Genomic DNA, 9491 nt, shown 5'->3' on the forward strand with positions numbered 1-9491 from the left:
CCTGGCGCAGGGCTTGCCGATCGGCTCCGGCGAGATCGAAAGTGCCCATCGCTATGTGGTTCAGCAGCGCCTCAAGCGCCCCGGCGCGTGGTGGACGCCGGACAACGCTGAGGCCATGCTCGCATTGCGCACGACCCGGGCCAACGGGAAGTGGTCAGCGTACTGGCAGGGGCTCGTTAAGCAAGCCGCGTGACAGTTCCGGCAACCACATCAGTTTGGATCGCACCCAAGTTGCGCGGTCGACTATCTTACTGTAGTTTTTCACAAAGTTGTGCGGATTTCCCACTTGGAACCATCGGGAGTTGACTAATGCCAACCCAATCGCAAGATCGCCTTACAACTGAAAACGCGACGATAAACCAAATGCGTCATACGACACCCAACGCCGCGCTGGCCGCACGTGCGACACCGACAGATCCGCTGGTCAGCGTGATCATCAGTAACTACAACTACGGCGCCTACCTCGGCGACGCCATCCGCAGCGTACAGCAACAGACGTACCGAAATACGGAAATCATTGTCGTGGATGATGGTTCCACCGACAATTCGCGTGCGGTCATCGACTGCTTCGAAGAACAGATTACAGTGATCTTCAACCAGCATCGCGGTCAGTGTGCAGCGCTGAATACCGGCCTGGCGGTCAGCCACGGCGCCATCATTCTCTTTCTGGATGCCGACGACTATCTGGTCGACAACGCGATCGAGCGGCTCGTCGCGCCGTTGGTTGACAATCCGGCAGCCACCAAGGTTCAGGGCGCTATGATTGCCGTTGACAGCAGCGGCAAGTCCCTTGGGAGAAAGGTTCCGGGGTTCATCTCTCCGTCAGGCGATTACAAGAAACTGACGCTGGAAGTCGGCCCCTGGACCTGCCGACACAGCTGGACGTCCGGAATCGCCTGGCAGCGATGGTTTCTGGAGCGGGTCTTTCCGCTGCCGGAAGGTTCAGAGCGGCGCAACGACGCGGACGGCTGCCTCAATCCGGTCGCGACCCTCTTCGGGCCAATTATCTCGCTGGACGAGCCAGTGGCCTATTATCGAATCCATGGACGGAATATCGGTCCTGTGGGAGAAGTATTTACGCTGGAGTCGCTCAGCAATCGTTTGCTGCGGATGCAGCACACTTATGACTTCTTTTTACCGTGGGCGAGACACTTCGGAGCAACCTCGGCAACAATCGAACGCTGGCGCAAGTGGAAACGGTCATGGAAGAGCAACCTTACGGCTTACGTCGTCAACCTGATGGACTCCTCGCACCCCCGTCCATCATTCAAGGAAGTCGTGTTTGCACCACTGATGACCGGATCAACGAGCCCGCTCAAGTCCGCCGGGCTCGTGGCCGCGCTGGCAGTCATTCGGATCAGTCCGCGCAAGCTCGCTCTTGTATTTTCCCGCCGCTTGCTGCGAATGCCCAACGAACCGAGGGCGGGCAATCGCGATATCGAGAACCACTGAGGTCCGCGTGGGGGCCTTGAACATCGTTTAGGCCGTAGGGTGGACAAGCGCTAGCGCAGTCCACCGAACCCCGCGCCGCCGCTGGTGGACTGCGCCGCGCTTGTCCACCCTACAATGTCCCGGGGCCGGAAACGACAGCGATAGTGTTCGTGTTGAGCTTGCTCTTGGCACGTTACTTAAGGGTACCCATCCCCCCCTTCCCAATTCACCCGTGCATCCAAACCATTGTCCCGACGAAAACGCATCGCCTCGCGGATCAGCGCGAGACGCGATCGATCCGTGCCCCAGACCTTCACGATCGCCGGGTCGGGGGTCTTGTCGTTGGTCCAGATCCGCCACAGCAAGGCCGTATTCTCCCAATAGGCCGCCGCGACGCTGTTGCCGTCCGGGCTGAACCGGGCGTAAGCCACACCACCCAGATCGGCCTCCAGCACCAGATAGGACCCGTCGGTGCGGGGCGGCCTGTCCGTCTGGCGCGGCGGCACGGGACGCTGCCACAGGCGTAGCGCGCCGTCACGGGACGCGGTGATGATCCAGCGGCCATCCGGGCTGAATTCGGCGGAGTAGATACGGTCCTTGTGACCCTTGAGTTCCGCAATCAGCGCGCCGCCGTGGCTCTCCCAGACCTGGGCGCGGGCATCCATGGAGGCCGTGACCAGCACGGCGCCGTCCGGCGAGAAACGGACACTATAGAGTGCATCGGTCTGCGCATCGAGAAACCGCGGCGCCCCGCAGACGCCGTCCGCCAACGGGACCAGGACGCCCCGCCCATCCTCGCCGACACTTGCAATGGCACGCCCATCCGGGGCAAATGCCAGATCGGTGATGGGAGCCCCATGCGGGTCGAGTCGACACACCAGGGTCCAGAGCCCGCCGGGCTCGGAGCGCAGCACCCGCAAGGTCCCGGCATCGTCGCCGGTGGCGAACCATTGGGTGCCGCCCGACCCGGCGACACCGACAGCGACGGCCGCGGCCTGGACCCGGGCCGGCCCGTGCTCCAGGACCGGGGACAGCGGCAGCTCGGCGCAGGTGGCGGGGTCCCACAGACGCACCGGTCGCGCGGCCTCATTGGAGGTGGTCAGCAGCCAACGCTCGTCCGGGGTGAAGAGAACGCGATAGAACTCGACACGCGCCGTCCGTTTGACACCGGCGGCAGACGCCGGCGCGGCGGCGGGCCCCGCTTCCAGCGCGCACCCACCGCCGGTGAGCAGGTTCCAGACCCGCGCGCTGCCGTCGAACGCCGCGCTGGCAAGCCGCCGCGCGCTGGGCGAAAAGGCGACACGCCGCACGCGGCCGCGGTGTCCCTGCAGGTTCCAGATCTCCGCCGGCCCCGCCGTGGCGGCTTGGCTGTCATAGCGCCACACCCGCACGGCGCCGTCGAAAGAACCTGTGGCGATCAGCACGGCCCCAGGATCGGTGTCCAGTTCCGGCGGCGGCCGGGCCATGTCCAGATGCCAGACGTGATCCGCATGGAGGAGCGGGAAGGACAAGGCGCTGACCGGGTCTACGGACCAGACCCGCGCCGAACCGTCCTCATCGGAATAGGTCAGGACCCGGCTGCCATCCGTACTGAAACGGGCATTGGTCACGGCGGCATCGTGACTGAACGCGGCCACCTCGCGCCCGCCCTGAAGCCCCCACAGCCGCGCGGTCTTATCCAGTGAGGCGGTCAGTACCAGGTCTTCCGCCTCACGGGGATCGCTGACCGGGGACGCCCGCACATGCTCCACACTGAGCCGATGCTGGCCCAAGACCTCGGCGTCGCCGGTGCGGAGATCCCAGCGCACTAATTGGCCGGCGTCGTCACCGGCCAGCAGATACCGATCCGCGGCCGCGAACGCGATATCACGCACCGCGGTCTTATGGATCTGGATCTTGCGTCCCTGGCGAGTCACCTCGCCGAGGACCGCGAGTTCACGCCCGTCGCGATCGTAGAGCCGCACCCGTTCGTCCGCCGCGGCAACCGCGATGCGTTCACCCCGGCTGTCGAAGATGGCGCGGTTCACCGGGCGATCCAGGGGGCCGCCCGGCGGCAGGCTCACGAGCGCGTCACCGGTGGCGGACTCGACCACCAGCGCGGTGCCGTCGCGGGAGGCGGTGACCAGACGCTGGCCGTCCGGGGAGAAAGCAACCCCGCGGATCTCCTTGTCGTGGAGTGCGCGGTCCCACCGGGGTTGGCCAAGGTGTTGCGTATCGATGACACAGAGTCCGAAACGTCCGCCCGCGACGGGATGGGAAAGCGCGAGATAGCGATGGCTGCCATCCAGACCGATGGCACCCCCGGGCCGCGCCCCGCAAGACCAATCCGGCGCCGCCCCGTCCGCGGCCGGCAAGCGCCACACGCCGGTCTCACCGATGCCCAGGATCAGGGTCGGATCAGCCCCATCGGTCAAGCGCACCGCGTGGATGGGCACGGCGGGCGTGGCCAGCCGTCGGGCGAGTACGAAGCGATTTTCCTCCAGGCGCCACAGGCTGGCCCCGTCCTGGAGCGAGAGCGTCACCAATCGCTGACCGTCGTCACTAAAGCTGGGTGAGAGCGCCCGCTCCGGTGTCGGTCCGCTGGCCTGGGCCATTGCGATGAGCCGATTGGCGCTGAATGCGCGACTCAGGGTATCGGTGGCGGCCTGCGGCAGGTTCCGACCCGCGTCCAGCGCCAGGCGGATTGCCGCGGGCGTGTTGCCCTGATTGATCGCCAGGTCCGCGGCGTTGAGTTGACTGCGGTGCAGGTTCAAGGTGGCCGCCCGCGAGGCATCCCAGGCCCACCAGGCGGTTGCGGTCGCAAAGACCAGAAGCACCGCCAGGGTCAGTCCGATCAGACGCATCGAACGGTTACGACGACGCTGATTGCGCAGATTCAGCAACGAACGGTCCAGAAACTCCTGCTCGACCGGTTCCAACTCCTGGGCGAAGGCGTCAGCGAAACGGCAGGCGCCGGCGTGACCGACCTCACCCAGCAGGTACTCACGATTGCAGTCGGTACGCTTCCAGAGGCGCGCCTGGCGGGTAATTTGTACACGTAACTGCAGGTCACGCCGGTTGGCTGGATCGGCCAGCCAGTCCCGGACCGGCACCCAGGTCTCAATCAGAATCGGGTGAACGAAGCTCACCGCCGGGCGGTAATCATGCCAGTCGCGGCGCTGCGGGTCGGACTCGGCGGATGGAGCGGCGGGCACCGCTGCCGCTCCTTCTGTCAGCGCCTTGATGGAACGGCCTGGCAACAGGCGGGCGCGCCACTCCTCCGCGGTCTCCCGGGCGATGCGCGCGACGGCCCCGAAGAGCGCGTCATCCGTCTGGGCGCAGGGCAGATGCTCCGCGGGGTCGAAAATCCCCTCAGTCACCACCAGGCGCGCCGCGACCAGTGCCTGCACCAGACAGACACAGCCAGGATCCCGGAACAGGGCACGCAGGTCACCGGCGCGCGGTGCCGGACGGGACGTGGGACCGCCCTCCAGGGCGATCAAAGCCCGGCACAGCATCGGCAGGGCCGCCCGCGCCGCACCGTCGAGCCCCTCCCAGCAGACCTGTGCCCGCCGCAACGCACTACCGGCCACACCGCCCCCGGCACGGTAGTCCGCGATCCGCAGCAGGAGCCCCGTCTCGCCCCCGTCGACCGCGGTCGCACGGGCCCGCGTTTAAAGATCTTCCAGGACCGGTTGCAGCAGCACCGGCCAGTGGGTCAGATCACTGACCTCCGCCTCGAGCAGGTCCGCCAGGCCATGACCCGGTCCGCCGTCCATGTCCTCGTAATCCCGGCGAACAGGAAGGGCCGCACCAACCGCGGCAGCAACCCGGCCCGCACCAGCGAACTCTTCCCCACACCGGATGGCCCGCTGATCAACACCAGACCGCGGCCCGCACCACGCACACGATCCAGGCACGCCACCAACTCACGGGTCTCGGTCTCGCGCCCGACGAAGACCGGCTCATCGCGCAGCTCATACCGGGCCTGAGCACGGAAGGGGCTGTCGCGCCACTCGCCGGCCCCCGGACGCCGGCCACGCTCCGCGCTGATGCGCCGATTCAACAATTTACGCAACTGCACCTGGACCAGTTCGCGCAGCACCCGGTCATTTTCGAACTGGCGGAAGGCGCGACTGAAGCTGCCGTCCGGATTGAAAAAATGGGTGCGGAAGAACACGTCCAGCCGCTCCCGGTCGGCAATCGCCACGCGGGCCGCCTCGGCATCGGTAATATCGATCAGGCGCGGCGTCGTCTTCTTATAGACCAAGACCTCGGGCGGGTTAGCGCGCGCCGACGCCGCCACCGCGTCGACGAACTCCCATTCGGTTCCGGTCATGCCGCCGTAAGGATCATCGGCGAGCGGCGTACCCAGCCGGGTCCACAACATCACCAGAACAATCTCGCATTCCGACGGACGCGACAGACCGGCCTGGAAGCTCTGCGCCGCGGTCAGGACCTCTTCCTCCCACAGCACCGACTGGAGTTTGAAATAGGGGAGATACTCGGCGGCAAGCTGCGTGATCAGATCCTTGACCAGGGCGCGCTCATGATCCAAGTCCGCGGGCGACGAGACGAAAATTCTGACCCGTGATTCTGCCATCGCGTACGCCTGGAGGGATTGAACGGGGAGTAATCGGAAGCAAACGCCCACACTATAACGGGGCTGGCGATCGACCGGGACCCTCGACCTGAGAACTGGGTCGACCAAGAATCCCGAAACCGGGGTAGAATCCAGTAGAGCTGGGCGGACGACAAGTCCGGTCCGACCAAAGCGATACCCGATCGCCGTTTGAGCAGGAGGAACGCATCATGTTCCACCATGAAACCGCAGATACCGAACGCTTCGAGCAGGTCATCCTGCTCGCGGTGCGGCAGATCATCCAAGACCCGGACCCGGTGCGCTTTCTCGCCTGGGCCAAGAACGAGGTCCCACGCATTTTGGGCCTTTACGACTATGGGCTCGAAGACGTGGAGATCCGGCGTCTGACGAACATGCTTGCCACGGCCATCTGGAACGCCACCCCGCAACCGGATCTGGGATACCGCGCCCAACCGCTGGAACCCCCATCCCCTCATGCACCCTGCCCCTGCGGCTCGGGGGAGCGTTACGACGCGTGCTGCGGCGACCTCGACGATGTGCCGGAACTCTCGGCCGAACTGATCTGGGAATTGCTGCTCGACGAACTCCCTGAACGCGCCCTCAAGGACGCCCTTGAAGTGGATGCCGTGCCCCGTCCGCTGCTCGCGCGCGTGGCGGACCGCTGGCTGGAACAAGACCGCCCCGGCCGGGCCGTGGCCCTGTTGGAGCCAGTCTTCGCCGGTCCGCTCGCGGCCTTGGATGGGGCCTATGAGCCGGCCTTCGACGTCCTCTGCGATGCCTATGATCGACTCGATCACTGGCGCAAGAAGCAAGCCTTTCTGGAGCGTCTGTGCACCGGGGGCAGCCGGGCGCTCCAGGCTGCCGCCTGGCAGCGGATCAGCACGATCCACATCGACGAGGGTGACTTCGAACAGGCGCGCGACGCCTTCGCTGCCGCGCTGCGCAGCGACCCGGACAACCCCAGCAACGCACTCCTGGAAATCACGCTGCTGGCCGCCCAGCACCAGGACGACCTGGCCAGCGCGCGGGCGCGGTTCTGGCTGCATCGACTGCGTAAGATCGGCGCCCAGGAACAGGGGTTCCTGGATTTCCTGGCCCAAGCCGTCAAGAACCCGCAACAGGCCTTGGTCGATAGCCATGCGGACGCCCTCGACCCACTGCTGGTCGACCTGCAGGACTGGATCACCACGGCCGCCGACCGGCCGCTCCCGGACTATGGCGTCGTCCCGCTGAAACCACCCCAGCGCGATGCCCCAGCGCGCACCCGCGCGGGGGTCGGCGCTGCGAGCAGCCCACGGCGCTCACTCATGGTCCGCGGCAACCCCGCCGACCTGCGCGCACCCGCGCGGGTGCGGCGCCTGGAGTTGGTGTGGCGCACGCTCTTCCCCGGCGGCAAGCCCAGCGCCACCGACCTGACCCTGGGTGATGCCGGACAGGTCTGGCTGTCCGTGGAGTGGATCGAGTATCTGCTTGCGACCCCGGAGGCGGCCGACAGCCTCGACATCCTGGACGATCTGGCCACCGCGCTCTACGAACACCCCGAGAGCACGCTGCCCTGGATCTCCCACGCACTGTTGCGCCCACTGGTGGACCGCGCCTGGGGCATCCTCAACCAGGCGGCGCCCGCCGCGGCGGCCTATCATTGCCCCTGGACACGGGACGCGAATCGGCCCGCGTTGCGGCTGCTGTTCCGCCGCTACCTGTGTCAGATCGACGAGGGCCAACCCCAGGCCGCGGCCGTCACCCTTGAGACCTTGCTGCGGCTCAACCCTCAGGATCACCACGGGGTGCGGGCCGAACTCATGAATCACTACCTGCGCGGCGGCGAAGACGCGCGCGCGCTGACCCTGGCGCGCCGGTTTCCGGATGATCTGCTCGCCGATCTGGCCTATGGCGAGGTGCTGGCCCTGTATCGACTGGGTGAACAAGAGCGCGCCCGCGCGGTACTGCGCACGGCGGTGGATCGCCTCCCGCGCATCCCGCGTTATCTGACCCGCAAGCGCATCAAGCGACCGCGCCCGAGTCCCCTGGGCGTGACCCCAGGCGGCGAGGACCAGGCGTGGATGTATCGGGAGGCGATGCGCGACGTGTGGGAAGCCGAGCCGGGCATCCTGCGGTGGATGAAGCGGGTCACTGCCTGAATCACGAGTCGGAAATAAGCTAAACAACGAATACCATCGTTGTCGTTTGGCTTATTCGTGAACAGTTCCTAAGTGAGATCTCCTAAGCGAGATCTCGATGCACATCGACCGGGAGCACCCGATGGACACCCGCTACCGTATCGTTTTCTCCGGGGAACTGTTCCCAGGAGAACCCGCGCGCAAGATCATCGAGGCCTTTGCGACGCGTTTTCGAGTCCGCGAGGAAACCGCCAGCGACATCATCCTCGGCGGCAAGCGTACCGTGCTCAAGCGCAACCTGAACGAATCGCGCGCGCAACGCTACAGCAAAGCGCTCAAAGAGGTCGGCCTCCTGGTTGTCCTGGAGCCGCAAGGGGTTGACCCAAGTTCGGAGTTCCGGGTGGAGCAGGCGCCGAGCATCGACCTGCGCCACACCGAATCGATGTTCCCTCAATCCGATCTGGTATCGGAGTTTCCCCTCGCCAACGCGCGGCCAGCCGGGGCAACCCCCTGTCCCAAGTGCGGAGCCAAGTCCGTGGCTCCACTCACGGGGGTCTGCCAGGCCTGCGGTGTGGTCGTGGAGCGCTTCATTGCACGTCAGAACGGCCGGCCAACCGGGAACGGACAGGACGATCCCTATGCGCCGCCCGCGGCGGACCTCACACCACCCGCCCCGGACAACCGCGGCGAGCACCTGTATCCACCGCGATCGGTCGCGGCCGGACGCGGCTGGGGCTGGATCACCGCGGCTTGGCAACTGTTCAAGGACAGCCCCTTGGCCTGGGTCGGCGCCATCGTGCTCTATCTCCTGATCACCATCGTACTGGGATCAGTCCCCTTCATCGGCGGGCTCGCCACGACCATCCTTGGTCCGATGTTCACCGGCGGCCTGATCATCGGTGCCCATCACCAGCACGCCGGCGGCCGTTTTGAACTCAAGCACCTGTTCGCGGGCTTCTCACACCAGTCAGGTCCGCTGGCCTTGGTCGGCATAGCCTACCTGGGATTTGGCATCCTGATCGGGCTGGTCGTTCTGCTGGGTCTCGTCGCGGTCTTCGCCCTTACTGGTCCAGGATGGTCGGCCGGGGTCGATCTCAGCCGGTTCGACCCGGCGCAATTGAGCCCACTCATGGCCGTGCCATTCCTCGTCGGCCTGCTCCTGGTCGTCCCCCTGGCCATGGCCATGCTGTTCGCCCCGGCACTGGTGGTTCTCAATAAGGTCCCGGTGCTGCGCGCCCTCAACCTGAGCCTGCGCGGCTGCTGGCGCAATGTCCTGCCCTTCCTCGTCTTTAGTCTGGCCGCCCTCGGCCTGGTCCTGGCCAGCGTACTGACCCTGGGCCTTGCCCTGCTGGTGGTCA

At 66.0% G+C, this 9491-nt stretch carries 5 protein-coding genes and 1 pseudogene; 4 read left to right on the forward strand and 2 right to left on the reverse strand.

The annotated features are described in order from the left end of the window. Together QZY03_RS13730 and QZY03_RS13735 are read left to right on the forward strand one after the other, a co-directional pair. Window positions 1–193: pseudogene (locus QZY03_RS13730) on the forward strand (ISKra4 family transposase); the annotation flags it as partial. A gap of 116 nt (window positions 194–309) precedes the next feature. After that, a complete protein-coding gene (locus tag QZY03_RS13735) occupies window positions 310–1452 on the forward strand; it encodes a glycosyltransferase family 2 protein (protein WP_295581922.1) in 1143 nt (380 codons plus the stop codon). A 176-nt stretch (window positions 1453–1628) separates the two neighbouring features. Here the strand turns inward: QZY03_RS13735 and QZY03_RS13740 are convergent, their stop codons facing one another. Together QZY03_RS13740 and QZY03_RS13745 are read right to left on the reverse strand one after the other, a co-directional pair. Next, a complete protein-coding gene (locus tag QZY03_RS13740; RefSeq protein ID WP_295581924.1) occupies window positions 1629–5003 on the reverse strand; it encodes a WD40 repeat domain-containing protein in 3375 nt (1124 codons plus the stop codon). A 125-nt stretch (window positions 5004–5128) separates the two neighbouring features. Beyond that, on the reverse strand, window positions 5129–6013 hold the full coding sequence (locus QZY03_RS13745) for an ATP-binding protein (protein WP_295581926.1): 885 nt from the start codon (window positions 6011–6013) through the stop codon (window positions 5129–5131). A gap of 209 nt (window positions 6014–6222) precedes the next feature. On the opposite strand from QZY03_RS13745, the gene QZY03_RS13750 reads away from it, so the two are divergent. Together QZY03_RS13750 and QZY03_RS13755 are read left to right on the forward strand one after the other, a co-directional pair. Continuing rightward, the gene (locus tag QZY03_RS13750; RefSeq protein WP_295581927.1) at window positions 6223–8154 is read left to right on the forward strand and encodes an SEC-C metal-binding domain-containing protein; all 1932 of its coding nucleotides are present in this window, start codon (window positions 6223–6225) and stop codon (window positions 8152–8154) included. A gap of 97 nt (window positions 8155–8251) precedes the next feature. Then, window positions 8252–9491, forward strand: a 1240-nt coding sequence (locus QZY03_RS13755; protein WP_295581929.1) for a BPSS1780 family membrane protein, incomplete at its 3' end; no start/stop codon positions are given.

The organism is uncultured Lamprocystis sp. (assembly GCF_903933125.1).
Lineage (GTDB): Bacteria > Pseudomonadota > Gammaproteobacteria > Chromatiales > Chromatiaceae > Thiodictyon.